23 protein-coding genes are annotated in these 25,097 nt (G+C 71.6%); 15 read left to right on the top strand and 8 right to left on the bottom strand.

Annotation, left to right across the window (positions count from 1 at the left end; genetic code table 11):
- Positions 1–595: 595 nt before the first annotated feature.
- A complete protein-coding gene (locus tag LHA35_RS11990) occupies positions 596–1,831 on the top strand; it encodes an ABC transporter substrate-binding protein (RefSeq protein WP_226608505.1) in 1,236 nt (411 codons plus the stop codon).
- 354 nt (positions 1,832–2,185) lie between these two features.
- Here the strand turns inward: LHA35_RS11990 and LHA35_RS11985 are convergent, their stop codons facing one another.
- Together LHA35_RS11985 and LHA35_RS11980 are read right to left on the bottom strand one after the other, a co-directional pair.
- A complete protein-coding gene (locus LHA35_RS11985; protein WP_226608504.1) occupies positions 2,186–3,367 on the bottom strand; it encodes a cobalamin-independent methionine synthase II family protein in 1,182 nt (393 codons plus the stop codon).
- A 166-nt stretch (positions 3,368–3,533) separates the two neighbouring features.
- Positions 3,534–4,424, bottom strand: a complete 891-nt coding sequence (locus LHA35_RS11980; RefSeq protein ID WP_226608503.1) for a LysR family transcriptional regulator — start codon at positions 4,422–4,424, stop codon at positions 3,534–3,536.
- A 167-nt stretch (positions 4,425–4,591) separates the two neighbouring features.
- Here LHA35_RS11980 and LHA35_RS11975 point away from each other — a divergent pair, with 167 nt between their 5' ends.
- Together LHA35_RS11975 and LHA35_RS11970 are read left to right on the top strand one after the other, a co-directional pair.
- Positions 4,592–4,834: a DUF1127 domain-containing protein gene (locus LHA35_RS11975; protein WP_226608502.1), complete on the top strand. Its 243-nt coding sequence runs from the start codon at positions 4,592–4,594 to the stop codon at positions 4,832–4,834.
- A gap of 41 nt (positions 4,835–4,875) precedes the next feature.
- The gene (locus tag LHA35_RS11970; protein ID WP_226608501.1) at positions 4,876–5,730 is read left to right on the top strand and encodes a CmcJ/NvfI family oxidoreductase; all 855 of its coding nucleotides are present in this window, start codon (positions 4,876–4,878) and stop codon (positions 5,728–5,730) included.
- A 299-nt stretch (positions 5,731–6,029) separates the two neighbouring features.
- Here LHA35_RS11970 and LHA35_RS11965 read toward each other — a convergent pair whose 3' ends face one another.
- The 3 genes from LHA35_RS11965 to LHA35_RS11955 form a co-directional block, all read right to left on the bottom strand.
- Positions 6,030–6,710, bottom strand: coding sequence for a YsnF/AvaK domain-containing protein (locus LHA35_RS11965; RefSeq protein ID WP_226608500.1), 681 nt, complete (start codon positions 6,708–6,710; stop codon positions 6,030–6,032).
- Positions 6,711–6,792: 82 nt separating this feature from the next.
- Entirely contained in the window at positions 6,793–7,218 is a 426-nt protein-coding gene (locus tag LHA35_RS11960) for a DUF2382 domain-containing protein (RefSeq protein ID WP_226608499.1), read from the bottom strand.
- Between the two features lie 441 nt (positions 7,219–7,659).
- Complete coding sequence (locus LHA35_RS11955; RefSeq protein WP_226608498.1) at positions 7,660–8,316, bottom strand: hypothetical protein; 657 nt, start codon at positions 8,314–8,316, stop codon at positions 7,660–7,662.
- A gap of 210 nt (positions 8,317–8,526) precedes the next feature.
- Here LHA35_RS11955 and alr point away from each other — a divergent pair, with 210 nt between their 5' ends.
- From alr to LHA35_RS11940, 3 genes are all read left to right on the top strand, one after another.
- A complete protein-coding gene (gene alr, locus LHA35_RS11950; RefSeq protein ID WP_226608497.1) occupies positions 8,527–9,597 on the top strand; it encodes an alanine racemase in 1,071 nt (356 codons plus the stop codon).
- Positions 9,597–10,385, top strand: a complete 789-nt coding sequence (locus LHA35_RS11945; protein WP_226608496.1) for an MlaE family ABC transporter permease — start codon at positions 9,597–9,599, stop codon at positions 10,383–10,385. Before alr ends, LHA35_RS11945 begins: the two co-directional genes overlap by 1 nt.
- Before the next feature lie 74 nt (positions 10,386–10,459).
- A complete protein-coding gene (locus LHA35_RS11940) occupies positions 10,460–11,209 on the top strand; it encodes an ABC transporter ATP-binding protein (protein ID WP_226608508.1) in 750 nt (249 codons plus the stop codon).
- A gap of 272 nt (positions 11,210–11,481) precedes the next feature.
- Here LHA35_RS11940 and LHA35_RS11935 read toward each other — a convergent pair whose 3' ends face one another.
- The gene (locus LHA35_RS11935; protein ID WP_226608495.1) at positions 11,482–12,486 is read right to left on the bottom strand and encodes a transglycosylase SLT domain-containing protein; all 1,005 of its coding nucleotides are present in this window, start codon (positions 12,484–12,486) and stop codon (positions 11,482–11,484) included.
- 265 nt (positions 12,487–12,751) lie between these two features.
- On the opposite strand from LHA35_RS11935, the gene LHA35_RS11930 reads away from it, so the two are divergent.
- Together LHA35_RS11930 and LHA35_RS11925 are read left to right on the top strand one after the other, a co-directional pair.
- Positions 12,752–14,074: an ABC transporter substrate-binding protein gene (locus tag LHA35_RS11930; RefSeq protein ID WP_226608494.1), complete on the top strand. Its 1,323-nt coding sequence runs from the start codon at positions 12,752–12,754 to the stop codon at positions 14,072–14,074.
- 129 nt (positions 14,075–14,203) lie between these two features.
- On the top strand, positions 14,204–15,100 hold the full coding sequence (locus LHA35_RS11925; RefSeq protein ID WP_226608493.1) for a TauD/TfdA dioxygenase family protein: 897 nt from the start codon (positions 14,204–14,206) through the stop codon (positions 15,098–15,100).
- A gap of 306 nt (positions 15,101–15,406) precedes the next feature.
- Here the strand turns inward: LHA35_RS11925 and LHA35_RS11920 are convergent, their stop codons facing one another.
- Positions 15,407–15,982, bottom strand: a complete 576-nt coding sequence (locus LHA35_RS11920) for a tyrosine phosphatase family protein (RefSeq protein ID WP_226608492.1) — start codon at positions 15,980–15,982, stop codon at positions 15,407–15,409.
- Between the two features lie 119 nt (positions 15,983–16,101).
- On the opposite strand from LHA35_RS11920, the gene radA reads away from it, so the two are divergent.
- The 7 genes from radA to LHA35_RS11885 all read left to right on the top strand — a co-directional run bounded on the left by radA (position 16,102) and on the right by LHA35_RS11885 (position 23,369).
- The gene (gene radA / locus LHA35_RS11915) at positions 16,102–17,526 is read left to right on the top strand and encodes a DNA repair protein RadA (RefSeq protein WP_226608491.1); all 1,425 of its coding nucleotides are present in this window, start codon (positions 16,102–16,104) and stop codon (positions 17,524–17,526) included.
- A gap of 68 nt (positions 17,527–17,594) precedes the next feature.
- Complete coding sequence (locus tag LHA35_RS11910; protein ID WP_226608490.1) at positions 17,595–18,596, top strand: Bug family tripartite tricarboxylate transporter substrate binding protein; 1,002 nt, start codon at positions 17,595–17,597, stop codon at positions 18,594–18,596.
- A gap of 118 nt (positions 18,597–18,714) precedes the next feature.
- Positions 18,715–19,275 carry a CvpA family protein gene (locus LHA35_RS11905; RefSeq protein WP_226608489.1) on the top strand — a complete coding sequence of 187 codons (561 nt, stop codon included), beginning with the start codon at positions 18,715–18,717 and terminating at the stop codon, positions 19,273–19,275.
- A gap of 8 nt (positions 19,276–19,283) precedes the next feature.
- On the top strand, positions 19,284–20,765 hold the full coding sequence (gene purF, locus LHA35_RS11900) for an amidophosphoribosyltransferase (protein ID WP_226608488.1): 1,482 nt from the start codon (positions 19,284–19,286) through the stop codon (positions 20,763–20,765).
- The gene (locus LHA35_RS11895; protein WP_226608487.1) at positions 20,765–21,475 is read left to right on the top strand and encodes an SDR family NAD(P)-dependent oxidoreductase; all 711 of its coding nucleotides are present in this window, start codon (positions 20,765–20,767) and stop codon (positions 21,473–21,475) included. Before purF ends, LHA35_RS11895 begins: the two co-directional genes overlap by 1 nt.
- An 80-nt stretch (positions 21,476–21,555) precedes the next feature.
- Positions 21,556–22,383 (top strand): 23S rRNA (adenine(2030)-N(6))-methyltransferase RlmJ, encoded by an 828-nt coding sequence (locus tag LHA35_RS11890; protein ID WP_226608486.1) that lies wholly within the window; start codon positions 21,556–21,558, stop codon positions 22,381–22,383.
- 5 nt (positions 22,384–22,388) lie between these two features.
- Positions 22,389–23,369 carry an NAD(P)H-dependent glycerol-3-phosphate dehydrogenase gene (locus LHA35_RS11885; protein WP_226608485.1) on the top strand — a complete coding sequence of 327 codons (981 nt, stop codon included), beginning with the start codon at positions 22,389–22,391 and terminating at the stop codon, positions 23,367–23,369.
- A gap of 839 nt (positions 23,370–24,208) precedes the next feature.
- Here the strand turns inward: LHA35_RS11885 and LHA35_RS11880 are convergent.
- On the bottom strand, positions 24,209–25,096 hold the full coding sequence (locus LHA35_RS11880) for a TauD/TfdA dioxygenase family protein (RefSeq protein ID WP_226608484.1): 888 nt from the start codon (positions 25,094–25,096) through the stop codon (positions 24,209–24,211).
- Position 25,097: the final 1 nt, after the last annotated feature.

The raw sequence follows: 25,097 nt of genomic DNA, 5'->3' as shown, positions 1-25,097 counted from the left end.
TCGAAGGCAAAATCGGCGCCCCTGCCGGCGCTCATATCGCCCAAACCTCCGCATTGCCGAGCCATCTGCTCGTTCTGGTGCGCTGGGCCCGTTCTGGCGCATCCGCGCACAGCTCTCCTCATACCGGCCGCACGGAGTCCTGACCCATGGTCGGCGGTCGTGCGGCCGGCATGACTCTCTCGCTCGGCGCGCAGCCGCCACACCAACCCTGCGCGCGATACTCGCCGAACCCTCAGCGGCAACCTGGGGCGCCGGTACGGGAAACGCTCCTCGACAGGGCTTGGCGCCGCTATCCGCAGGCGCTGGGCCGAAGCCGCGCCGGCCGCATCCGGTGCGGCGCAGATCGTTGATGTCCCCTGCCACGCCATCGCCCCCCTGCAACAAAGCGCCCTTGTCCCACAAACGCCAGGACCGGAGATCGGGCAGGGCCTCTCCTGAAGGTCATCGAGGCGGCAGCGTGCGCCGGGCCGTGGCTGGACGCTTCCACTGCCCGGTGCAACCCTTTCCTCGCGGGCGGCCGATCCGCCCCCGCCATCTGCACAGCGGCCGGGGCGGGTACTCGCCGGGGCACCAGGACGCCGATACGGAGGACGCCATGACACTCAACCGACGCAGCATGCTGGGCACGGCCACCGCCATCCTTGCCGCAACCACAACGGCGCGCGCGCAAACGGCAGGCAGCACGATCCGCCTGGGCGCACTGACCGACATGTCCGGCCCCTACCGGGACGTCGAGGGCCCGACCGGCACCGCCTGCGTCCGGCAGGCCATCGCGGAGTTCACGGCCGAGAACCCCGGCATCACGGTGGAACTCGTGGCGGCAGACCACCAGAACAAGCCCGACGTCGCCAGCGTCACCGTGCGTGAGTGGTTCGACCGCGGCGGCGTGGACGCCATCGTGCAGGTCGGCAACACGGCGGTGGCGCTCGCCGCCAACACGGTCGCGCGCGAGAAGGACAAGGTCCACCTCAACACGGGTGCGCTGTCTTCCGTGCTGACGGGTGCGCAATGCTCACCCAACCTGGTTCACGGCCCGCTCGACACCTGGAGCATGAGCCATGCCACCGCGAATGCCGTGGTGAAGGACGGCGGCGAGAGCTGGTACTTCATCGCCGCCGACTATGCCTATGGCCACGCGCTGCGCGACGAGGCGGCGAAATTCGTCCGCGCCGCGGGCGGCAAGGTGCTCGGTGCCGTGGCGCACCCGTTTCCGGGGACGACGGATTTCGCCGCCTTCCTGCTGCAGGCGCAGGCGAGCGGCGCCAAGGTGATCGCGTTGGCGAATTCCGGTGCCGACCTGATCAATTGCCTCAAGCAGGCGCAGGAGTTCGGCCTCGCGCGCCGCGGCCTGCGGATGGTGGGGCTCGGTGCCTTCGTCACCGACGTCTCGGCCATGGGCCTGCAGGTCGCGCAGGGGCTGCTGCTGACGGAAAGCTTCTACTGGAACCTGAACGACCGCACGCGCGCCTTCTATGAGCGCGTGAAGCCGCGGCTCGGCCAGGGCGTGATCCCGAATACGCTCCACGCCGGCGCCTATGCCGCAACACGCCACTACCTGAAGGCAGTGAAGGCGATGGGCGTGGCGGAGGCCAAGCGCTCCGGTCAGCAGACCGTGAACGCGATGAAGGGCATGCCGACGGATGACGATGCCTTCGGCGAGGGCCGCATCCGCGAGGATGGGCAGATGATCGTGCCTGTCCACCTGTTCCAGGTGAAGACACCGGAGGAGAGCAGGAATCCGGCGGATCTGTTCAAGCTCGCCGCGACCGTGCCTGCGGCGGAGGCATTCCGTCCGCTGGCGGAGGGTGGCTGCCCGATGATCCGGACATAGAGCAGATCGCGGACGGGCGTGAACGCCCGGGAGGGTGAATCTGCTCCATGATCAATGACCTCCAGCGGATTGGCGTTCAATTCTGAACGCAATCCGCTGGTGCCGGCGTCATCGCGGCTTCGGCCGGCGGCGCATTCTCCGCCTCCTCCGCGGTCGGTGCTGTATGGCCCGGGTCTCGCCCATGGCAGGCCAGCCCGGCAGGGGTGCCGGGCTCCGCTCCGGCCACCCGGTCCGGCGCCGGGACGGGGGGCTCCTGCCCGGGCGCGTCGGCCGGATCCGCAGTCCGGTCCTCCGGCGGCGCATGGCCCATCATGCCGCGCCGTACCTCGCAGATCCAGCACATGGGTGCCTCCCTCAGCGCCGCTGCGCGGGGAACAACCGCGCGGAGGCCAGGCGCGCGCCCTCGGCAAGGCTGCGCAGCTTCGCCCAGACCACATCGGGTGCCACCCGGCCGCGGCCGGCCGAGGTGTCGAAGCCGCAATCCGTGCCCGCCAGTACCCGGCGAGGATCGCCGACCGCCTGCGCAACCCGGATGATCCGCTCGGCCACGACCTCCGGGTGCTCGACGAAATTCGTGAGCGTGTCGATGACGCCCGCGACCATCACCTGGTCCGCGGCGAGCGGCATCCGCTCGAGGCAGCGGACCTCATGCGCGTGGCGCGGATTGGCGAAGGGCAGGACCAGGCCGCCGACCTCGGCCCGCAGCAGGATGGGAAGGATCGCCTCCAGCGGCACGTCCTGGTCATGCGGCGCCTCGTAATTGCCCCAGCAGACATGCAGCCGCACCCGCTCGCGCGGGATACCGGCCAGGGCGGCGTTGATCGCCGCCACCACGCGCTCGACGAAGCCGAGGAAATCCGAGAGCGGCCGGTCACGGTAGGAGCAGTGCCGCTCCAGGGCCAGGTCGGGGCAGTCGAGCTGCAGCAGGAAGCCATGCGCCACGACGGCGCGGTACTCGACGGCCAGCGCCCGGGCGAGCGCATCGAGATAGGCGTCCTCGGTCGCGTAATGTCGGTTCTGCACGATGGAAGCGACGATCCCCGGCGAGGGGGCGGTCAGGAAGGCTTCCACGTAGCGGCCCGCGACCGGCGCAAGGGCGACGGCGAAGTCGCCGCACTCCGCCTCGATGACCCGCGGGTCGGCATAGGCGACGGGACCGATAGCCGCGGGCAGGTGGGCGGTGTTGCTCACGGCTTCCTTCGCCCCGGCCTGCCGGGTGAACTCGGCCTTGAACTCCGGATAGGCATCGATGTCGGCGAAGGTGGTGCGGATGCTCTCGCCACCGATGCCGGTGAGGCGGTGCCGGAGGTAGAGGGCGAAGGAGTCCCGCTGCTGCTCGCCGTTGTTGATCACGTCGAGCCCGGCCTCGATCTGGGCCGGCACGATGCGCTGCAGCGCCTCCCGGCCGGCCGCCTCCAGGGCCGGTTCGTCGACCGGCTCGCCGCGGGCGCGCCGGGCATAGAGCTGGGTCAGCCCGGGCGGCCGGGGCAGGCTGCCGGTATGGGTGGTGAGGATGCGGTCTTCCGAGCGCTGCATGTGACGATCCCTCCCGAGGCGCCGCGCCGCCCGGCGCGGCAGAATGCAGGCATGATACGGCTCCGCGCCGGGCAGAGACGATGGGGAAGGCCCCGGAAAAGGCCGGCATGACCGCCGGATGAGCCCTGTCCAGGCGCCACCTGGCCCACCTCCTCCCCGCCGCGCCTCACCATTCCGCAGCATGCCGTGCCAGGAAGTCCACGAAGGCCTGGACGCGCGGCAGCCTGTGCCGCCCCGGCGCCGTCACGGCCCAGACCGGGACGTCCTCCGACACATGCAGTTCCTCGAAGAGCGGCACCAGGCGCCCCTCGCTGATGTCGCGGGCGACGATGAAGGCGCTCACCCGGATGATGCCGAGGCCCGCCAGCGCCATGTCGCGCAGCGCCTCCGCGCTGTCGGTCGTCGCCACGCCGCGCACCGTCAGGGTCTGCAGCCCGGTGGCCGTCCGGAATGGCCAGGCGGTCAGCCGGGACAGGCCGCGCAGCACCAGGCAGTCATGCGACAGCAACCCGTCCGGCGTCGCGGGCCGGCCGCGGCGTTCCAGATAGGCCGGCGCGGCGCAGATCACCCGCCCGCCTTCGGCGATCTTGCGGGCGATCAGCGAGGAGTCGCCCAGAGGGCCGGTCCGCAGCAGCACATCGGCCTGCTCGGCGACGAGATCCACCCGGCGATCCGTCACGCTGAGGTCGAGCGTGACGGCGGGATAACGTTCGAAGAAGGCAGGCAATAGCGGGATGAGGCGGTGCCGGGCGAAGGCGGTGCCGGTGTTGACGCGCAGCAGGCCGCCGGGACGGCCACGGCCCGCGGTCACGTCCTGCTCGGCTGCCTCGATGAGGAGGAGGATGTCGCGGGCGCGCGCCAGATAGGTCTCGCCCTCCGGCGTCAGGCTGATGCGCCGCGTGGTGCGGGTGAGCAGCCGCACGCCGAGCCGCGCCTCCAGCCGGGCGAGCTGTTTCGACATGGCCGAGGGCGTGAGGCCGAGGTCGCGGGCCGCGGGGGCGAGCCCGCCCGTCTCCACGATGCGGACGAAGGCGGCCATGTCGGAGGGCTGGCTCATTGCGGACTGACGGTCATCAGTGTCGGTCCAGGATGCCTGATTATCGCCGGCGGGGACCAGACCCAATCTCGGTGGCCTGTGGAGGACCCGATGACGTCCCGGATTGCCGCCCGCCTGCGTGGCGGTGCCGGGCCGCCATCCCGCCACGAGCAGGAGGAGGTGAGACCATGCACGTCACCCGCGTGACGCCGGCTGCCGCCGAAACCTTGACGCCACGGGGCGCCATCACGGCTGCCTTCCCGCAGCCCGGGCCCGCCAGAGGACCCTGGCCGGTCTGGCTGGAGACGATGCTGTCCCGCATGGCCGAGCGCCGGCAGCTCCTCGCTCTCAAGGAGCGCGACCTGCGCGACATCGGCCTGACCCCGGCCGAGGCATGGGCCCTGGCGCGGAAGCCCCTGTGGCGGCGGTGACGCCGCCCCGCCCCGATCCCACCCGTTCGAGGAGAAAATCGATGAGCCTGAGCCTTGCCATGCCCCCGGTGGCCCCGGTGCGCTCCTCCGCCATCGAGGCGGAGCTGAACTACCTCGGCCCGGTCGCGGGCCGACCCTTCACCTATACCCATGCGCCGCCAGCGGGCCGCCCGCGCAGCAACATCACCGCGGAGCCGCATCGCGTGACGATCCGGGACCTGCGCCCGATCGCCGGCACGGTGTCGCTGGACCGCGAGGGCTTCGCTGTCGCGCAGGGGGCCAGCGCGCTGCGCGACGTCGATGACGAGGCGGCGATCCGCAGCGTCTACTACTCCGAGAGCGCGCGCATCCTGCAGGCGGCAACCGGTGCCACGCGGGTGCACATCTTCGACCACACCATCCGCCGCCGGATCCCCGGCGCCGAGGACCGCAGCGCCGTGCCGCGCCAGCCGGTGGCGCGGGTGCATGTGGACCACACCGAGCACTCCGGGCCGCAGCGCGTCCGCGACCTGCTGCCGGAGGAGGCGGAGAGGCTGCTGCGCGGCCGCGTGCAGGTCGTGAACCTCTGGCGTCCGCTCGCCGGTCCGGTGCGCGACATGCCGCTTGCAGTCTGCGACGCCGCGAGCGTCGCGCCGGGCGATCTGGTGGCGAGCGACCTGATCTATCCGGATCGCACCGGCGAGACCTATCAGGTTCGCTTCAACCCGGCGCATCGCTGGTACTGGCTGCCGGAGATGATGCCGGACGAGGCGCTGCTGCTGAAATGCTATGACAGCGCGGTGGACGGCCGGGCACGCTTCTCGCCGCATACCGCCTTCGCTGATCCGGGCGTGCCCCCCGATGCCCCGCCGCGGCAGAGCATCGAGATCCGTGCCCTGCTCTTCCACGAGCCCTGACGCGGGAGAGTCACGCACCCGGGCGTTCACGCCCGTCCGCGATCCGCTCTATCTCCCTGGATCGGAGCATGGCGGTTCCGATGCCGGACCCGCGGCCGCAGGGACGATTCCATGGGCACGGCCGCGAGGATGCGCCCGCCCGCGCCGCAAGGGGCGATGCCGGGCCGTCGGCAGGACGTCGATCCGCCGCCGATCAGGGAGGGGCGGGCAAAGTCCCGCTTCCGGACGGCGAAGCCCCCGCGGACCTTGCCGGGCAAGGTCCGCGGGGTGCCCCGTTCACACCGGTCCGCCCGGGAAGCTCAGGCCTGGCGCTCGGGCCCGACCCGCTTCTCCTGGATGGTCTCGACATCCACGTCCTGGCGCCGGACGGTCTCGCGCACCACCTCGCGCCGCTCCACCGCGCGCTTGCGCAGCGCGACCTCGCCGGTCACGCGGGCCTCCTTCGAGACCACGGGCCGCTCGCTGGTCGCGGTCAGCTCCACGGTCTCCTCGCGGAAGGCGCGGTCGGCCTCATCCGGGCTGAGGCGGTGGTCCTCGCGGCGGCGCTCGACCTCGACCTCCTCCTCATGCAGCGTCACCGGCTTCTCGACCTGGCGCTCATGGATGCTGGTCACCAGGCGCTTGCCGCCGGCCGCCTGCTGCTTGCCGACCTTCAGATCCTCTTCGATCGACTGCGCGCGCTCGACATGCTCGCCATGCAGCATCTCCTCCGGCGCCTTCAGCTCGAAGCGGTTCATGACCGCGAGCGCCTGGTCGGCCTTCTCGGCCTCGGCAGCGACCAGGATGCCGCCGCCCTTCACCACGGCCTCGGCATAGAGCCGGGCGCGCGCCTGCTCAAGCCCACGATCGACGAGTTCCTCGGCGAGGCCCTCGCCGGCCTGGCGGTCGAAGATGACGACCATCTTCTGGTCGCAGCCGGCCTCGACCAGGGCGCCACGCACGCGCTGCGCCGACTCACGGTCCGCAAGCAGTCCAATCACGGATTCCATCATGGAATTCCCCTTCTTTCCAAATGCTTCGGTCAAACCGCCTGACGCCCGGACCCCTTCCCGGGGCCTCGCGTCAGGCGTCGCGGTCGCGCCCCGCCGCGCGGGGAGGCCCGGCCTGCTCGACGGTGACCTCCTCGCGCCGCAGCGCGACCTCTTCCCGGACATGCCGGGTTTCCCGCCGCTGGGTGACGCGCACTTCCTCCACCAGCCGCAGGCGCTTCTCGACCACCAGGACCTCCTCCACCACGGGGTAGACCGTGGTGTCGCCCTCCTGGCGGATGGCCGGCGCCGCCTCGACGAAGCGGCCGACCGGCACGCGCTCCACCTCGAGCGCTTCGGTCCGGACCGGGATGTCCAGGACTTCCCTGTCCTCATGGACCCGCTTGTGCAGGCGCACCCGGTCGGTGACCACCTGCTCCTTGTAGACCACGGCCGTCTCCTCCACGACGGGAACGACCTTCTCTTCGACAAGTCTTCCGGTCCGCTCGGGATGAGCCATGACTACCTCCCGCTGGCATGGCTGGGTGCCATGCCAGGCGATGTCTCAGGAATTATTATTGAAAGTTCGGGCCAGGACTTGGCCTTGCAGGACGTGTTCTGGTCCGGCCGGCCGCATCGGGCCACGCCTGTCAGAACATGCTGCACCGCACTGCGTTCCGCCGCACCGCACAATTTTCTGCCCGGCGGCAGGTTCGGCGGCTGTTCGTCCCTGCATCGGGCACGGGAATGGCTGGATCGGCCTTGAGGGGACGCCGTGCCCCGAGAGGACGAGGGCGGCCGCCAGAGGCGAGCTATCCGCGACGGCAGCGATGCAGGGCGGGCCAAGTCCCGAAGCGGAGCCGCCATCGGCGGCTGGAGGCGCAGACATGCGTCAGCATCCATGCGCGCTGACAGGAGAGACAGGCGGGAGGCGGTCATGCCGCCTCCCGGGCCTGTTGCGTCAGGCGTTCCGGTCGCGCGCCGCGCCGGCCAGGTGCTGCGCATCCTCGCTGGTCCGCCGCGCCGCGCCCAGCAGCGTGGCCTGGCCCGCGACGATGGCATCCAGGTAGCCGCGGACGAGGCGCTGCTGCATCTCGATGACCGCGACCGGGTTGGCCAGGCGGAAGAACTCCTGGCTCATCGCCATGTTGGCCCGCATCATCTCGCCCATGAAGCCCGCGACGGCCTGCGGCAGGTCCAGCATGCCGCCGGGCGGGGTGGCGAAGCCCGGCATCATCCGCCGCATCTCCTCGCTGCCGGCCCAGAGGCTGCGCGTCGCCTCCCGGCTGCCGGCCGCGGCTGCCGCAGCGCCCTGGCCCGTGGCCTCGCCGGTGCGGCGGACGAGTTCCGCCCCGGCCTGCTCGCCGCGCCGGGCCGCCTCGGCGCCGGTCCCCGTCGCCTGCCGTGCCGCTTCCACGGCGCTGCGCGCCACCTCGGCGACCACGGCGCGGCCGGCGCGGGCCGCCTCCGGCAGGGTCTCCTCGGGGGTCGGCGGGGTCGTCTCCGGCGTGCCGGCGCGCAGGGCCTCGCTCGCCACCTTGGCGGGACCGCCACGGCGCGCCACCTCGGCGCCGCCGGTGCCGTTCCGCTGGTCCGTCCGGTTGTTGCTGTCAGCCATGCTCTGATTCCTTCCTGTCCAATGCCGGCAGCCACCCCGCAGCGGGCGTCAAGATCCTGATTGTGGGGCTGGGCTGCGCAACAGAATGCTTGTCGATTGTGCGGCCAGGCTCCCCAACGCCCGGGTCAGGGGACGGTTGCAGTGCAGCATGGGGCTTGCCCCCGGCCGGCTCAGGGTCCATGCCCATGCCGAACAGACCGGGGTGAGGCGATGCAGGCGGTGCTGACCGTCGATCTCGGCGCCGTGGCCGGGAACTGGCGCCTGTTGCGGGACCGCGCCGCGCCGGGCGCGGTGGCGGGGGTGGTGAAGGCGGATGGCTATGGCCTCGGCGCCGCGCCGGTCGCGGGCGCCCTGCTGGCGGCCGGCTGCCGGCATTTCTTCGTGGCCCATCTGGCCGAAGGGGTGGCGCTGCGCGCCGCCATCGGCCCCGGCCCGTTGATCGCCGTGCTGAACGGCTTCGCCCCCGGCGCGGATGAGGACGCCGCGCTGCTGCCCGTGCTGAACGGCCTGCCGGATATCGCCGCCTGGTCGGCGGCGGCGCGCGCGGCCGGGCGGCAACTCCCGGCCCTGCTGCACGTCGATACCGGCATGGCGCGGCTCGGCCTCGCGCCCGCGGAGGTGGAGGCTCTGGCGGCGGACCCGTCCCGGCTCGCCGGCCTCGATCTCCGCTACGTCATGACCCATCTCGCCTGTGCCGATGAGCCGGAGCATCCGCTGAACAGAGACCAGGCCGCCCGCTTCGCCGCCGCCCGCGCCCGGCTGCCCGCCATGCCGGCGAGCTTCGCCAACTCCTCGGGCATGTTCCTCGGGCCGGATTTCGCCTCCGACCTTGCCCGGCCGGGCTGCGCGCTCTATGGCATCAACCCGACCCCCGGCCGGCCCAACTCGATGCGGCAGGCGGTGAGGCTGGCCGCCCCGATCCTGCAACTGCGGGAGATCCCCCGGGGCACCACCGTCGGCTATGGCGCTTCCTGGGCCGCGCCGCGGCCCACGCGGATCGCCACCGTTGCCGCGGGATATGCCGATGGCTACCTTCGATCCCTGTCAGGGCGGGCTGCCGGCATCCTCGCCGGGCGGCCCGTGCCCCTGGTCGGCCGGGTGTCCATGGATCTCATCACCTTCGACGTCACCGATGTGCCCGGCGTCGCGCCCGGCGACCTGGTGGAACTGATCGGTCCCGGCAACACGCCGGACGAGGTGGCGGAGCGCGCCGGCACCATCGGCTACGAGATCCTGACCTCCCTCGGCGCCCGCTACCGCCGCGAGATCCGCACCGCCTGATGGCCGCGCTCATCCTCGATCCGCTGGCGGCGCTCGGCCGTCTCACGCTCGCTGGCTGCCGGGAGGTGGGCGGCGTCGCGCTCTTCGCGCTGGAGGCGATCAGCCACCTCTTCCGCCCGCCCTTCTACTGGCGGCATTTCTGGCGCGCCTTCGTCCAGGTCGGCTGGTTCTCCCTGCCCGTGGTGGCGCTGACCGCGGTCTTCACCGGCATGGTGCTGGCGCTGCAGAGCTATACCGGCTTCGCCCGCTTCAACGCGCAGAGCGCCATCGCCAGCGTGGTGGTGATCTCCATCACCCGCGAGTTGGGCCCGGTCCTGGCCGGGCTGATGGTCGCCGGCCGCATCGGCGCGAGCTTCGCCGCCGAGATCGGCACCATGCGCGTGACGGACCAGATCGACGCGCTGACCACGCTCTCGACCAACCCCATGAAGTACCTGGTCGCGCCGCGCCTGCTGGCGGCGACGATCGCGCTGCCGCTGCTGGTGCTGGTGGCCGACATCCTCGGCGTCATGGGCGGCTGGCTGATCGGCACCTACAAGCTCGGCTTCCTCTCCTACGCCTATCTCGATGCGACCTTCGACTACCTGCAGGTGCAGGACGTGGTCTCCGGCCTGGTGAAGGCGGCCGTCTTCGGCTTCATCATCGCGCTGATGGGCACCTGGTGCGGCTATACCTCGAAGGGTGGCGCACAGGGCGTGGGCCGGACCACCACCACGGCGGTGGTGGCATCCTCCATCCTCATCCTGGCGCTCGACTACGTGCTGACCGAGATCTTCTTCGCGCAATGAGGGACATGGTGGAGCAGGCGACCCTGGCCGCCGGCGCCGCCCATGGCGGCCCCCAGGCGGTCCCGAAGATCCGCATGCGCGGCGTGCGCAAGGCCTTCGGCCCGAAGCAGGTGCTGGACGGCGTGGACCTGGATGTCGCGGCCGGCCATTCCCTGGTGATCCTGGGTGGCTCCGGCAGCGGCAAGTCGGTGACCATCAAATGCGTCCTCGGCCTGATCGAGCCGGATGAGGGCGTGATCGAGATCGACGGCCGCGACGTGACGCAGATGAGCCGGCGGGAGCGGGAGGCGGTGGCCGACCGCATCGGCATGCTGTTCCAGAACGGTGCCCTCTTCGACAGCCTGCCGGTCTGGGAGAATGTCTGCTTCAAGCTGCTGGCGCAGGGGCGGGTTACCCGCGCGAAGGCACGCGACAAGGCGGCCGAGGTGCTGGCGCAGGTCGGCCTCGCCGGCTCGGTCGGCGACCTCTCCCCGGCCGAGCTCTCGGGCGGCATGCAGAAGCGGGTGGCGCTGGCGCGGGCCATCGCGGCGCAGCCCGACATCATCTTCTTCGACGAGCCGACCACCGGCCTCGACCCCATCATGGGCGCGGTCATCGACGGGCTGATCGTGGACTGCGTGAAGCGCCTCGGCGCCACGGCCGTCTCCATCACCCATGACATGGCGAGCGCCCGGCGCATCGGCGACACGGCGGCGATGCTGCACAAGGGCCGGATCGTCTGGAGCGGCCCGGCCGCCAGCCTGGGCCATACCGGCCATGCGCTGGTGGACCAGTTCGCCAATGGCGAGCGGGAGGGGCCGATCCAGATGGAACTGCGGCGCTGAAGCAGATCGCGGAGGGGCATGAACGCCCCGCAGCGTGAATCTACTCTACAAACAGCGGTCTACAGCGGATTGGCGTTCAGCTTTGAACGCAATCCGCTGTAGGGCGGACCGCGGAGGGGCGTGAACGCCCGGGCGCCTGAATCGGCTCGAAAAACAAGGAGCTACAGCGGATGGACGTTCAGGAAGGAACGCATTTCGCCGCAGCGGGCCTGCATGTCCCGAGGGCGGGCGGCATCATCCTGGCCTGAGACACCCGGCCGGCCGCGGCCCCGTCACCGCGCATCCGCCAGTTCCAGCACCGGCGGCACGCCGAGCGAGACCAGCATCGGCCCGTGCAGGTCGCGCTGCCCGGCGATGGACCGCCCGACCCAGCCATGCAGCTCCGCCAGGCTGAGCGGCCGGCCGCTGCGGCGCTCGGCGAAGAGCTCCCGGTTCATGGCGTGGCCGTCGCGCGAGACGAAATCCGCGGCGGGGCGGGAGGGTGACTTCTCCAGCGCCGTCAGGAAGCGCTGCGCCCCGGCCGGGCCGAGCAGGTGGACCAGGTAGAGGTCCTCCGCCCGGACCGGGCGGCCGAGGCTCGCCTGCAGCCCGCCACGGGCGCGGTTGATCCGCTCCGCCGCCAGCACGGCCGAGAGCCGCGGATTGTCCCGCAGATCCAGGATCTGCTTGAGGTGGCGCGGGTCGCGCGTGGTGATCGCCCCCGTCGCCGCATCGGTCCGCAGCTGCGCGGCGCGCTGCGCGAGGCCGTGCCGCGGGCCGAAATCGCGCACCACCTCCAGCCAGGTCGCCTCGGTGAACTGCATCAGGCCGCGCGCCGTGGAGCGGCCGTTGCGGGCGCGCGGGTCGAAGCGGCTCTCCTGCCAGGCGAGTGCGACCAGCAGCAGCGGGTCGAGGCCGGTCGCGCGGCTGGCATGGTCGATCGCCGCGGTGACCGACTGGCCGGAAGGCGCCGCGGCACGGGCGGGCAGCGCGGCGCGGGCCGGACGCGCCGCGGCGGCCGGCCTGCTCGCCCTGCGGGCCGGCGTGGCGCGAGTGGGCTGGCGGGCTGCCGGCCGGGCTTCCCGCGCCGGCCGGGGCTGGGCGGCCGGCTTGCGCGGCTGGCTCGTCTCCGCGCGCGGCTTCGGGCCGCCGCGGGCCGCCTCGGCCGGGGGGATCAGCCAGGGTGCGGCAAGCAGCGCCGCCGCCATGGCGAGGGCCGGGACGAGGCGCGCCGGCAGGTGGGCACAAGTGTTCTCAGCGCGCCGCGTGAGGGCGGCGCGACCATGGTCCGGTCGCATGCGGCAGGCCTCCCTGGGGGGATGGGGAGATCAGGCGTGACGTTGCGGGATAATGTCGCCCGGGCCGAGCGGTTCCGTGATGCCGGCCGCCGCTGGCGCTTGCGTCGCGGCGAACCCGCCTGTGCCGCCGGTTGCGCGATGGATCAGGAGATCGCGAGGGCATCCCGCCGGACTCGTCCCGCCTGCGCGACGGGCCGCATCCTCCTCCTCGCCGGGTGCCGCCCAGGCGTCGCCCTGGCCAAGGACATGTCAGGGAGGATCAACCATGCAGGACGTCACCCGCCGCGCGGCCCTTGGCCTCGGCGCCGCGGCGCTCGCCGGCCCGGCCATGGCGCAGGGCAGCATCCCGCGCACCGATGCCGGGCCGCTGCGCGCCACGCCCGAGGCCGGCGCCACGCTCCGCGTCATCCGCCCGGCCCGCTTCGTCGAGCCGGACGAGGTGATCTTCCGCCAGAACGCCCAGCGCTTCCAGGACCGCTTCAACATCCCCGTCCGGGTCGATTTCGTGGGCTGGGAGGACATCCGGCCGCAGACCGCGGTGGTGGCGAATACCGGCACCGGCCCGGATGTCGTCATCGGCTGGTCCGACGACCCGCATATCTATGCCGACAGGGTGGTCGAGCTGAACGATGTCGCCGACTATCTCGGGCAGCGCTATGGCGGCTGGATGACCCTCGCCGAGCGATACGGCAAGCGGCACAACAGCAATGCCTGGCTGGGCATCCCCTTCGGCGGCAATATCGGGCCCTGCACCTATCGTGTCTCGGCGGTGAAGGAGGCCGGCTTCGACCGCATCCCCGAGGACCATGAGGGCTTCCTCAGGCTCTGCCAGGCCTTGAAGCGCAACAACAAGCCGGTCGGCTTCGCCCTGGGCAATGCGGTCGGGGACGGCAACAATTTCGCGCAGTGGCTGCTCTGGTCGCACGGTGCCTATCTGGTGGACGAGGAGGGCAAGGTCGCCATCAACAGCCGGGAGACGGTGGAGGCGCTGAAATACCTCCAGGAACTCTACCCGACCTTCGTGGCCGGCACGCTCTCCTGGCTTGATCCCTCGAACAACCGGGCCTATTCGGCGCAGGAGATCTTTCTCACCGCGAATGGCGTCTCGCTCTACTTCACCCTGAAGAACGATCCGAAGACCGCGGCGATCGCCGAGGACACGCAGCACGCCTTCATGCCGAAGGGTCGCGCCAGCGCGCCGCCGCAGACCGCGACGGTGATGAACGCCATGGTCTTCCGGCACACGCGCTACCCGAACGCCGCCAAGGCCTTCATCGCCTTCATGCTGGAATCCGAGCAGTACGAGCCCTGGATGCAGGGCTCGCTCGGCTACTGGGCGCATCCGCTGAAGGCCTACAGCGCCAGCAGCGTCTGGACCTCCGACCCCAAGCTCACGATCTTCCGGGAGACGATGGAGACCCCGTTCTGGAGCGGTTACAAGGGGCCGATCAGCCAGGCTTCCGGCGCGGTCGCGGCGGATTACGTGCTGGTGCAGATGTGCGCCGCCGTCGCCACCGGCCAGGCGACGCCGGAAGCCGCGGCACGGGAGGCCGAGCGGCGGGCGCGGCGCTACTACCGCGCGAGCTGACCGCCGGAGCCGGCGCCCGCCCGGGGCGCCGGCCAGTCCGCCGGGAATTCAGACCGCGACGCAGGCGGACGGTCGCTTGACCGCCAGGGGCCGGCCGGGGCTAATATATCAGCCCTGGAGGACCAGGCCATGCCGCTGCAACTCACCCCGCTGCACCCGCTCTTCGCCGCCGAGGTCTCGGGCCTCGACCTGCGCACCACCCCGGGCCCCGAGATCTGCGACGAGATCCACCGCGCCATGGACCGCTACGCGGTGCTGGTTTTCCGCGACCAGCGGCTGGACGACGACCAGCAGATGGCCTTCGGCGAGGCGCTCGGCCCGCTGGAGGAGGCGCGCGCGACGGTGGACGCGCACAAGCACCGGCTGAAGCACAACCGGATGGCCGACATCTCCAACCTCGATGTCGATGGCAAGCTGCTCGCGGCCGATGACCGCCGCCGCATGTTCAACCTGGGCAACCAGCTCTGGCATTCCGACAGCAGTTTCAAGGCGACGCCGGCCAAGTATTCCATGCTGCATGGCCGCGTGGTCCCGCCCGAGGGCGGCGAGACCGAGTTCGCCGACATGCGCGCCGCCTGGGATGCCTTGCCGGAAAAGACCAGGGCGCAGGTCCGCGACCTCGTCACGGAGCACAGCCTCATCTACTCGCGCGGGCAGATGGGCTTCGAGGACTACACCGAGGAGGAGAAGCAGAAATTCGCCCCGGTGAAGCAGCGCCTGGTGCGCTGGCATCCCGGCTCGCAGCGCCACTCGATCTATCTGTCATCGCATATCGGGCAGATCCTCGGGATGCCGCGGCCCGAGGCGATGATGCTGATCCGCAACCTGACGGAATTCGCGACCCAGCGTCAGTTCGTCTATGCCCATCCGTGGCGGCAATGGGACCTGGTGATGTGGGACAACCGCTGCACCATGCACCGTGCCCGGCCCTATGACGACCACACCTATCCGCGCGACATGCGGCGCGTGACGCTGATGGACGTGGCGCCGACGCTGGAGCAGCAGCTGCCGATGGCGGCGGAGTAGCGGCCTGGCCCTGTCACGGCCGGGCTCCGGCCCGGCCGTCATCCTGTCCGACCGCCCCGCATCAAGCACCGGTGGCGGCTGCGAGCCTCAAACGCCGGCGGCCCTCCGGGCCCTGGCTGCGCGGCATGAGCCGCGGCGCGCCTTCGCGCCCGGCCCGCTCCGCAGGTCAGGACGTCATGCGCTACAGCGGATTGCGTTCGAAACTGAACGCCAATCCGCTGTAGACCGCCGTTTGTAGAGCAGATTCATGCCGTGGGGCGTTCACGCCCCTCCGCGATCCGCTCTAGGCGTCATGCGGGCCGGCTATCAGCCCAGCGCCTCCGCCGCATCCACCTCCCGCCCCCGGCCGGCCTTGCGCATGATCTCGGCGAGGTGCGGCCGGATGCGCAATTGGTGCCGGTAGATCACCGCCGCCGCCGCCGGCAGCGTGCCGCCCCGGCCGAGCATGGCATCCCCCATCTCCAGCAGGCGCAGGTTCGGCCAGGCCTTCTCGCGGATGCCGAGGATGCCCTGCAGCAGCTCCTCGGCCGGCAGCGCCGGCCGGGCCTGGGCCAGGACCAGCGCCATGGAGGCGGTCGAGCGCGAGATGCCGGCATGGCAATGCACCAGCAGCCTGGAGGCCGCCTCGGCCTCCAGGTCCCGGCCGAAGGAGAGGATGGCCTCCACATCCTCCTCCCGCGGCGGGGTCATGCCCGGCATCGCCTCGATGATGTCGTGGAAGCGGAGCTCCAGCTTGGCGTGCTCGCCGAAGGCTCCGAAGGCCTCGGGCACCGGCCAGTCGGGGTCGAGGATCGACAGCACATGGCTGACGCCGGTCTCGCAATGGCCGGTCAGCTCCTCGATGCCGCAGACGGTGAGGCCGAAGGGAAAATGCGTGTCCATGGGCAGGAGCATGGGTCTGCCCGGCGCCTCGGTCCAGGGCTGGCCGCGGCGGAATCGGGTGACGTTGCGCGGCCGCGGCGCTATATCCCCTGTTCACGTTTCGTCCCGGAGGGTGCCGCTTGGCCAAGGACCGCAACCGCCATGTCTGCCAGGCCTGCGGCGCCGTCTTCCCGAAATGGCAGGGGCGCTGCGATGCCTGCGGCGAGTGGAACACCCTGCAGGAGGAAGCGCCGCCCCCGGCGCGCGGCCCCGGCCCGGCGGCCAGGGCGGCGGGCGGGCGGCGCGTGGAATTCGTGGGCCTCCAGGGCCAGGCGGCGCCGCCGCCGCGCATCCCGACAGGCCTTGCGGAGCTCGACCGCGTGCTGGGCGGCGGGCTGGTCCCGGCCTCCGCCGTTCTGGTCGGCGGCGATCCCGGCATCGGCAAGTCCACCATCCTGCTGCAGGCGGCGGCGCGCATCGCGACGGCTGGCCGCCGCGCCCTCTATATCAGCGGGGAGGAGGCGGTGGCGCAGGTCCGGCTCCGCGCGCTGCGCCTCGGGCTGGAGCAGGCGCCGCTGGAACTCGCCGCCGCCACCGCGCTGCGCGACATCGCGGCGAGCCTGGAGGAGGAGAAGGACGCCGCGCTGGTCGTCATCGATTCCATCCAGACCCTCTGGCTGGATGCGCTCGACAGCGCGCCGGGGACGGTGGCGCAGGTGCGCGCCTGCGCCGCCGAGCTGATCCGCCTGGCCAAGACCCGCGGCTTCGCCCTCGTCCTGGTCGGGCATGTGACGAAGGAAGGGACGCTGGCCGGACCCCGCGTGCTGGAGCACATGGTGGATGCCACGCTCTATTTCGAAGGCGATCGCGGCCACCAGTTCCGCATCCTGCGCGCCGTCAAGAACCGCTTCGGCGCGACGGACGAGATCGGCGTCTTCGAGATGACCGAGGGCGGGCTGGTGGAGGTGCCGAACCCCTCGGCCCTGTTCCTGGCGGAGCGGCGCGGCAATGTCGCGGGCAGCGCGGTCTTCGCCGGCATCGAGGGCACGCGGCCGGTGCTGGTGGAGGTGCAGGCGCTGCTCGCTCCTTCCGCCGGCGGCAGCCCGCGCCGGCAGGTGGTGGGCTGGGACACCGGGCGGCTGGCCATGCTGATGGCGGTGCTGGAGGCACGCTGCGGCCTGACGCTCGGCATGAACGACGTCTACCTGAACATCGCCGGCGGCCTGCGCATCGCCGAGCCGGCGGCCGACCTCGCGGTGGCGGCGGCGCTGGTCTCGGCCGCGACCGACCGGCCGACCGACCCGGAGACGGTCTATTTCGGCGAGGTCGGCCTTTCCGGCGAGATCCGCCAGGTGGCGCAGGCCGAGGCGCGCCTGCGGGAGGCGCAGAAGCTCGGCTTCGCCGGCGCCGTGCTGCCGCGGCGGCTCGCCCGCGGCGGGCGGGCGCCGGTGGCGCTCGAGGGGCTGCGCCTCGCGGAGATCGGGCATATCGCCGACCTGGTCGCGCCTTTCGCCGCCAAGACGGGGCGGCGCGAGAAGGAGAGGGAGGCCGCGAAAGCGGGTTGAGCCGCCGGCGCGCGGGCCGCATCCTTCCCCGCAACGAGGCCGTTCAGGCCCGGAGGGAGGAAGTGCCCATGCCCATCCGTCGCCGGGCCGTGCTGGCCCCCTTGGGCGCGCTCTGGGGCGCGCCCGTCTTCCTCTCGCCCCGCGCCCTGCGCGCCCAGGGCGGCTTCCCGGACCGGCCGGTCCGCCTCATCGTCCCCTTCGCCCCGGGCGGCAATTCCGACACGGTCGCGCGCGTCATGGCGCCGAAGCTGTCCGAGATGCTGGGCCAGCCGGTGGTGGTGGAGAACCGCGCCGGCGCCGCCGGCAATGTCGCGGCGACCGCCTTCGCCCGGGCGAAGCCGGACGGCACCACCATCTTCCTCGGCTCGAACGGGCCGCTGACGGTCAACCCGACCATCCAGGCCAACCTGGCCTATGACCCGGCCAGGGATTTCGCGCCGGTCGGGCTCTTCGTCCGCACGCCGACCGTGCTGGCGGTGCATCGTAGCGTCCCGGTCCGGACACTCGTGGAACTGGTCGCGCTGGCCAGGGCGGCGCCCGGCAGCATCACCGCCGGCTCCTCCGGCAATGGCAGCACCTCCCACCTGGCGATCGAGAGCTTCAACGCCGCGACCGGCGCGGCCCTGCAGCACGTGCCCTATGGCAGCGGCGGCGCCATGACGCCGGACCTGGTGGCCGGGACCATCAAGGCGGCGATGACCGAGATCTCCACCGCCCTGCCGCTGCACCGGGAAGGGGTGGTGCGCATCCTCGGCGTCGGCTCGGCGCAGCGGCTGAAGGTGGCGCCCGAGGTGCCGACCCTGGAGGAGGCCGGGATGCCGGGCTTCCGCGCCGCGGCCTTCGTCGGGATTGTGACCGTCGCCGGCACGCCGCCGGAGGCCATGGCGGCGCTCTCCGCCGCGGTGGCCGCCGCCGTCGCCGATCCGGCCAACCGGCAGCGGCTGGAGGAGATGGGCAGCGAGATGGCCTCTCCCGAGGAGGCGACGCCGGCGGGCTTCGCCGCCTTCCTGGTGCGGGAGACCGCCTGGACCCGGGCGGCGGCGGAGCGGGCCGGGCTGCGGGCGGGGTAGGGGCGCCGGCCCGGGATCGCCCCCGCCCAGCCCCTTCCCCACCGCGACGCTGCCCCGCTTGCGCTGACTGCCGCTTGCGTGGACACCGCCACCGCCCCGCCGCTATACCGCCGCCACGATGACCTGGGTCGACGGTGTGGTGCTGGCGGTGCTCGCCGTCTCGGCGTTGCTCGCCTTCATGCGGGGGCTTGTGCAGGAAGTGCTCGGGGTCGGCGCCTGGATCGGCGCCGCCTTCCTTGCGCTCGCCCTCCGCCCCGCCGTGGTGCCCTTGCTCGAGGGCAGCGTGGAGCCCGCCTGGCTGGCCGATGCCCTGGCCGCCGGCGGCGTCTTCCTCATCGTCCTGGTCGTCCTCAAGATCCTGATCAGCTTCGTGGCCCGCCGCGTGCAGGACAGTGTCCTGGGCGGCACGGACCGCGCCCTCGGCCTGGTCTTCGGCGTCGCGCGGGGTGCGTTTCTGGTCATCCTCGCCTATATCCTGGGTGGCATGGTGCTGCCCGCGGCCGATCGCTGGCCGGAGGCCGTCCGCGAGGCGCGGACGCTGCCCCTGGTGGTGGACGGTTCCCACTGGCTGGTGGCCCAACTGCCCCCCGAATACCGGCCCCGCGTCGCCGCGCCCCCGGCACGCCCGGGGCCGACGCATGACGAATTGCTGCGACCGCCGGCCCGCAACCGGACGTGAGGACCCCCATGACCGACCTGTCCACCCGTCCGTGGCAGTCCGAAGACGACAAATTCCACGAGGAATGCGGCGTCTTCGGCGTCTGGAACGCCACCGATGCCGCCGCCCTCACCGCGCTCGGCCTGCATGCCCTGCAGCACCGGGGGCAGGAGGCCGCCGGCATCGTCGCCCTAGATGAGGGTGGCATCTTCCACGCCCATAAGGGCCAGGGCCTGGTCGGGGACATCTTCTCCGACGCCAAGGTGATGGCCCAGCTTCGCGGCCGCGCCGCGGTCGGCCACAACCGCTACGCCACCACCGGCGAGACGGCGCTGCGCAACGTCCAGCCGCTCTATGCCGATTTCGCCTTCGGCGGCTTCGCGGTCGCGCATAACGGCAACCTCACCAACGCCCTTGGCCTCCGCCGCAGCCTGGTCGGGCGCGGCTGCCTGTTCCAGAGCACGACCGATTCCGAGGTCTTCATCCACCTCATCGCCATCAGCCTCTACTCGACCGTGGTGGACCGGCTGATCGACGCGCTGCGCCAGGTCCAGGGCGCCTACAGCCTGGTGGCGCTGCACAACGGCGCGCTGATCGGCGCGCGGGACCCGCTCGGCGTCCGGCCGCTGGTGCTCGGCCGCATGGGCGGGGAGGGGGGCGCGCCCCCCTCCTGGGTGCTGTCCTCCGAGACCTGCGCCCTCGACATCGTCGGCGCCGAATTCGTGCGGGACATCGATGCCGGCGAGATCATCGTCATCGACGACAAGGGCGTGCACAGCATCAAGCCCTTCGGCAAGCAGCCGGACCGCTTCTGCATCTTCGAGTACATCTACTTCGCCCGGCCCGACTCGATCGTGGAAGGCACGCCGGTCTACGACACCCGCAAGAAGATCGGCGCGGAGCTGGCGCGCGAGAGCGGCGTGGCGGCCGATGTGGTGGTGCCCGTGCCGGACAGCGGCGTGCCGGCGGCCATGGGCTATTCCATGGAAAGCGGCATCCCCTTCGAGCTCGGCATCATCCGCAACCACTATGTCGGCCGCACCTTCATCGAGCCGACCGACCAGATCCGCCATCTCGGCGTGAAGCTGAAGCACAGCGCCAACCGGCCGATGCTGGAAGGCAAGCGGGTGATCCTGGTGGACGATTCCATCGTCCGCGGCACCACCAGCCGCAAGATCGTCGAGATGGTCCGCCAGGCCGGCGCGACGGAGGTGCATATGCGCATCTCCTCCCCCCCCACCACCCATAGCTGCTACTACGGCATCGACACGCCGGAACGCGGCAAGCTGCTGGCCGCCAGGCACGATCTGCAGGAGATGGCGCAGATCATCGGCGTGGACAGCCTCGCCTTCATCTCGCTCGACGGCCTCTACCGCGCGCTCGGCAAGCCGGGCCGCGATCCCAAGAAGCCGGCCTATTGCGATGCCTGCTTCACCGGCGACTACGGCATCCCGCTGACCGACGCGCAGGACAACAACGACCGGCAGCTCTCGCTGCTGCAGGCGGGCTGATGCCGAAGCCGCTCGAAGGATCGGTGGCGCTCGTGACGGGCGCCTCCCGCGGCCTCGGCGCCGCGACCGCGATCGAACTGGCGAAGCTCGGCGCGCATTGCGTGCTGACCGCCCGCACCCAGGGCGCGCTGGAGGAGGTCGACGACGCCATCCGCGCCGCGGGCGGCCAGGCGACCCTCTTCCCGCTCGACCTGGCGAAGGATGGCGAGAAGCTCGACATGGTCGGGCCCTCCATCGCCCAGCGCTTCGGGCGGCTGGACATCCTGGTGCATGCCGCGGGCGTGCTGGCGAAGCTCACCCCCATCGCGCACATCATGCCGCGGGACTGGCAGGAAGCCGTGGCGGTGAACCTCTCCGCCTGCTGGCGGCTGATCCGCACCTGCGACCCGCCGCTGCGCGCCGCCCCCGCCGGCCGCGCCGTCATCCTGACCGACGGGCTGGTGGCGGAGCCGCGCGCCTATTGGGGCCTCTACGGTTTCGGCAAGGCCGGGCAGGAACACCTGGCGAAAGCCTGGGCGGCCGAGGTGGCGAACACGAAGCTCCGGGTGAACCTCTTCGACCCCGGCGCCGTCGCCACCAAGCTGCGCGCCATGGCCATGCCGGGCGAGGACCCGGCGACCCTGCCGCAACCCGCCGAGGTGGCGCCGCAGGTCGCTGCGCTCTGCCTGCCCGCGGAAAGCCGTAACGGCGAGGTCGTTCGCCGCACATAGCGGAGGGGGGCTTTGCCCCCTCCGCACCTCCCCCACCAGGGGTCAGGCGACCCCTGGACCCGGCCTGAGTTGGCAAGACCATGAACTACCGCCACGCCTTCCACGCCGGCAATTTCGCCGATTGCATGAAGCACGCGCTGCTGGTCTGGCTGCTGCGTGCCCTCGCGGCCAAGGAAAAGCCCTTCCGGGTGCTCGACACCCATGCCGGCATCGGCAGCTACGATCTCGGCGGCAGCGAGGCGGAGCGCACCGGGGAGTGGAGGAAGGGCATCGGCCGGCTGCTCGACACCAGCGGTGGGCCGCTCGCCGATTATGTCGGCCTGGTCCGCGCCGCCGGGGCGCCGGCGCAATACCCGGGCTCTCCCGCCCTGATCCGCGCCCTGCTGCGGCCGCAGGACCAGCTCCTCGCCTGCGAACTGCACCCGGAGGACCACGCCACCCTCCGCGCCCGCTTCCGCGGCGACCGGCAGGTCGCCATCCACCACCGCGACGGCTACGAGGCGCTGAAGGCCCTCACCCCCTTCCCGGAGAAGCGCGGCCTGGTGCTGGTGGACCCGCCCTTCGAGCAGGAAGGGGAGTTCGACCGCATGGCCCAGGGCATCGCCCTGGTCGGCCACCGCTTCCGCGCCGGCATCCAGGCCTGCTGGTATCCCATCAAGCACCGCGCCCCGGTCCGCGCCTTCCACGCCGGGCTGAAGGAGAGCGGGGTGCGCGACCTGGTCGCCGCCGAGCTCTGGCTGCGCGAGCCGACCGACCCGCAGCGCCTGAACGGCTGCGGCCTGCTGGTCGCCAACCCACCCTGGAAATTCGAGGAGGAAGGCGCCGCCATCCTCGCCGCGCTGCTGGAGCGGCTGGGGGAGGGCGAGCCCGGCCAGGGCTGGGCCATGACCCGCATCGCGGAGGAATAGGGGGAATGCCGAAGCTCGCCGTCCTCGGGGCCGGCGCCTGGGGCACCGCCCTCGCCCTGCAGGCAGGGCGGGCGGGGCAGGCGGTGACGCTCTGGGCGCGCGACCCGGCGCGCGTGGCAGCCATGGCGGCGGCGCGCGAGAATGCCCGCTACCTCCCCGGCATCGCCCTGCCTGATGGAGTCTCCGCCACCGCCGACCTGGCCGCGGCGGTGCAGGGCGCCGAACTCGCCATCCTCGCCGTTCCGGTGCAGCATATCCGCGCCTTCCTCGCGGGACTGCCGGCGGCCGCGCCGCCCCTCGTCACCGTCGCCAAGGGCGTCGAGCTGGGCACGCTCCTCCTGCCGCTCGAGATCATCGCGGCGCTGCGGCCCGGCCATGCCACTGCCGTCCTCTCCGGCCCGAACTTCGCGCGGGAGGTCGCGGCCGGCCTGCCCGCCGCGGCGGTCGTCGCCAGCCATGACCAGGCCCTGCGGGGACAGGTGGGTGACCTGCTGGCGACGCCTGCCTTCCGCCTCTATGGCAGCGACGACCCGGTGGGCGTGCAGGTGGGCGGCGCCGCCAAGAATGTCATCGCCATCGCCGCCGGCGTCGTGATCGGCGCCGGCCTGGGCGAGAATGCCCGCGCGGCGCTGGTCACGCGCGGCGTCGCGGAACTCTCCCGCCTCGCGGTCGCGCTCGGCGGCCGGGCGGAGACGGCGGCCGGGCTCTCCGGCCTCGGCGACCTGCTGCTGACCGCGACGGGCCCGGGCAGCCGCAATTTCTCGCTCGGCTTGGCGCTCGGCCAGGGGCGGACCCTGGCCGAGGTGCTGGCGGAGCGCGTGGGGGTGACGGAAGGGGTGGCGACCGCCCCGGCGATCACCGCCCGCGCCCGGCGATGCGGCGTCGAACTGCCGATCTGCCAGGCCGTGGCCGACCTGCTGGCGGGCCACCTGACGGTGCCGGAGGCCATGGGCCGCCTGCTCTCCCGGCCGCGGCGGGACGAGTAGCGACGGCCGCGCCACGGCGGCGCGCGGCCCTGCCCTTGAGCGCCGGTTCCTGCTGCGGATCCGCCTTGCGGTCCGGCCGTGATCCGTGGCCGGCGCCCGTCGCGCCGCGCTGCGCCGCCCTGTCCGGCCCACCATCTGGCGAGCTGTCGCGCCTCGCGCTCACGTCAGATCGGGCGGGCCTCCCGGGCACGGGCATATATCATTTGTTAGATGTTTTAACGCTTCGCAAATGCCTAGGCTGCTCTGGCCGGGTGCAGCGGTCTGGTTTCAGAGAATGAAAAATTTAATTTGGTGCAAGTGGAGGGGCGACATTGCCGTTGCTCAAAAATTCCAGAATAGCATTTATGACGAGTAATGGCGTATTTACAGGATTTACTTTGTTGGGTTTGGGTTGGGTAAGAATTTACTGAATTCGAAGCTGAATGATATACGCCAATGGTACAAGGCCGTTGCCCCGGCCTCGTCGCTGCGCTGGGCACCAGCGCGGCGGCGCTGCGGGGAGCCCCGACAGGCCGGTCTCTCGTCTGGCGGTGTTCGGGCGATGGCATCACGCCACCCGGGTGGCGATCCGCTGCAAGCCATTGTCTGCAGGGCGGAGTCTCGCGCGCGGACGTTCACGCCCGGGCGCGGTCTGCGCTACAGCGGGTTGCGTTCATGCCTGAACGCCCATCCGCTGGTGCTCCTTGCCGTTCGAGCAGGGTCACGCTCCCGGACGTTCACGCCCGTCCGCGTTCCGCTCTACAGCGGATTGCGTTCGAAACTGAACGCAATCCGCTGTAGATCGCTGTTTGTAGAGCAGATTCACGCTGCGGGGCGTTCACGCCCCTCCGCGATCTGCTCTAGGCCGCCTGTTCCAGCGTCGGCGCCACATCCGCCACCGTCGTGCGGTGCAGGTCGCGCACCTGCGCCGCGTCATAGCGCCGGGCGCGGTGCATGGTGACGCGGTTGTCCCACATCACCAGGTCATGCGGCTGCCAGACATGGGCGTGAACATTCTCGCGCTGCGTCGCGTTCTCCGTCAGGTCGCGCAGCAGCGCCCGCGCTTCCGGCACCGGCCAGCCCTGGATGGCCCCGGCATGGGAGGAGAGAAAGAGCGAGAGCCGCCCGGTCCGCGGGTGCCGGCGCACCAGGCGCTGCGGCACCGGCGCCCATTTCGCCCGCTCCTCCTTGGTGAAGTCGGTGAAGCCCAGCACGCCGCGCGAGTAGATCTGGCTGTGTTCGCAGACCAGGTCGCGCACCAATGCCCTGGTCTCCTGATCGAGCGTGTCCCAGGCCCGGCGCATATCGGCGAATTCCGTGTTGCCGCCTGCCCCGGGGATGACGCGGGCCGAAAGCAGGGAATACTTCGCCGGCGTCGCCTTGAAGCTGCTGTCGCTGTGCCAGAGCATGTTGCCGAGGCTGAACAGCCGCTTGCGGTCGTCCCGCGCCATCACCGTGCCGTCGCGGTGCAGGTTGGAGATGTCGTTCACCTCCATGGACAGCCGCCGCTGCTCGCCCTGCACGATGTCGCCCGTCGCCAGTTCCAGCGGGCCGAAATTCCGGCTGAAGGCGACCTGCTGCGCGTCGTCGATCTCCTGGCCGCGGAAGACGAGGACGCCGTAGGTGTCCATCCCCTCCTCGATCGCCGCGGCCTCGGCCGGGGTGATGATGTTGCGAAGGTCGACGCCGGAGACCTCGCCGACGAAATCGGGGCGCGCCGGATTGGCGGGGCGGATGGCAAGCGGCATG

The organism is Roseicella aerolata, assembly GCF_020523605.1.
In the GTDB taxonomy this organism is placed as follows: Bacteria; Pseudomonadota; Alphaproteobacteria; order Acetobacterales; family Acetobacteraceae; genus Paracraurococcus; species Paracraurococcus aerolatus.
Note: the sequence above shows the minus strand (reverse complement) of the source record. Positions and strands in the feature narration are given on the sequence as shown.

What these genes read in the sequence shown, in the direction of transcription:
- alr (WP_226608497.1), top strand. Translation starts at nt 8,527, where the DNA reads ATGCAGGCGGTGCTGACCGTCGATCTCGGCGCCGTGGCCGGGAACTGG.
- LHA35_RS11890 (WP_226608486.1), top strand. Translation starts at nt 21,556, where the DNA reads ATGAACTACCGCCACGCCTTCCACGCCGGCAATTTCGCCGATTGCATG.
- LHA35_RS11940 (WP_226608508.1), top strand. Translation starts at nt 10,460, where the DNA reads ATGCGCGGCGTGCGCAAGGCCTTCGGCCCGAAGCAGGTGCTGGACGGC.
- LHA35_RS11880 (WP_226608484.1), bottom strand. Translation starts at nt 25,096, where the DNA reads ATGCCGCTTGCCATCCGCCCCGCCAATCCGGCGCGCCCCGATTTCGTC.
- LHA35_RS11985 (WP_226608504.1), bottom strand. Translation starts at nt 3,367, where the DNA reads ATGCAGCGCTCGGAAGACCGCATCCTCACCACCCATACCGGCAGCCTG.
- LHA35_RS11930 (WP_226608494.1), top strand. Translation starts at nt 12,752, where the DNA reads ATGCAGGACGTCACCCGCCGCGCGGCCCTTGGCCTCGGCGCCGCGGCG.
- LHA35_RS11935 (WP_226608495.1), bottom strand. Translation starts at nt 12,486, where the DNA reads ATGCGACCGGACCATGGTCGCGCCGCCCTCACGCGGCGCGCTGAGAAC.
- purF (WP_226608488.1), top strand. Translation starts at nt 19,284, where the DNA reads ATGACCGACCTGTCCACCCGTCCGTGGCAGTCCGAAGACGACAAATTC.
- LHA35_RS11945 (WP_226608496.1), top strand. Translation starts at nt 9,597, where the DNA reads ATGGCCGCGCTCATCCTCGATCCGCTGGCGGCGCTCGGCCGTCTCACG.
- LHA35_RS11905 (WP_226608489.1), top strand. Translation starts at nt 18,715, where the DNA reads ATGACCTGGGTCGACGGTGTGGTGCTGGCGGTGCTCGCCGTCTCGGCG.
- LHA35_RS11970 (WP_226608501.1), top strand. Translation starts at nt 4,876, where the DNA reads ATGAGCCTGAGCCTTGCCATGCCCCCGGTGGCCCCGGTGCGCTCCTCC.
- LHA35_RS11980 (WP_226608503.1), bottom strand. Translation starts at nt 4,424, where the DNA reads ATGAGCCAGCCCTCCGACATGGCCGCCTTCGTCCGCATCGTGGAGACG.
- LHA35_RS11990 (WP_226608505.1), top strand. Translation starts at nt 596, where the DNA reads ATGACACTCAACCGACGCAGCATGCTGGGCACGGCCACCGCCATCCTT.
- LHA35_RS11910 (WP_226608490.1), top strand. Translation starts at nt 17,595, where the DNA reads ATGCCCATCCGTCGCCGGGCCGTGCTGGCCCCCTTGGGCGCGCTCTGG.
- LHA35_RS11920 (WP_226608492.1), bottom strand. Translation starts at nt 15,982, where the DNA reads ATGGACACGCATTTTCCCTTCGGCCTCACCGTCTGCGGCATCGAGGAG.
- LHA35_RS11925 (WP_226608493.1), top strand. Translation starts at nt 14,204, where the DNA reads ATGCCGCTGCAACTCACCCCGCTGCACCCGCTCTTCGCCGCCGAGGTC.
- LHA35_RS11960 (WP_226608499.1), bottom strand. Translation starts at nt 7,218, where the DNA reads ATGGCTCATCCCGAGCGGACCGGAAGACTTGTCGAAGAGAAGGTCGTT.
- LHA35_RS11975 (WP_226608502.1), top strand. Translation starts at nt 4,592, where the DNA reads ATGCACGTCACCCGCGTGACGCCGGCTGCCGCCGAAACCTTGACGCCA.
- LHA35_RS11955 (WP_226608498.1), bottom strand. Translation starts at nt 8,316, where the DNA reads ATGGCTGACAGCAACAACCGGACGGACCAGCGGAACGGCACCGGCGGC.
- LHA35_RS11885 (WP_226608485.1), top strand. Translation starts at nt 22,389, where the DNA reads ATGCCGAAGCTCGCCGTCCTCGGGGCCGGCGCCTGGGGCACCGCCCTC.
- LHA35_RS11895 (WP_226608487.1), top strand. Translation starts at nt 20,765, where the DNA reads ATGCCGAAGCCGCTCGAAGGATCGGTGGCGCTCGTGACGGGCGCCTCC.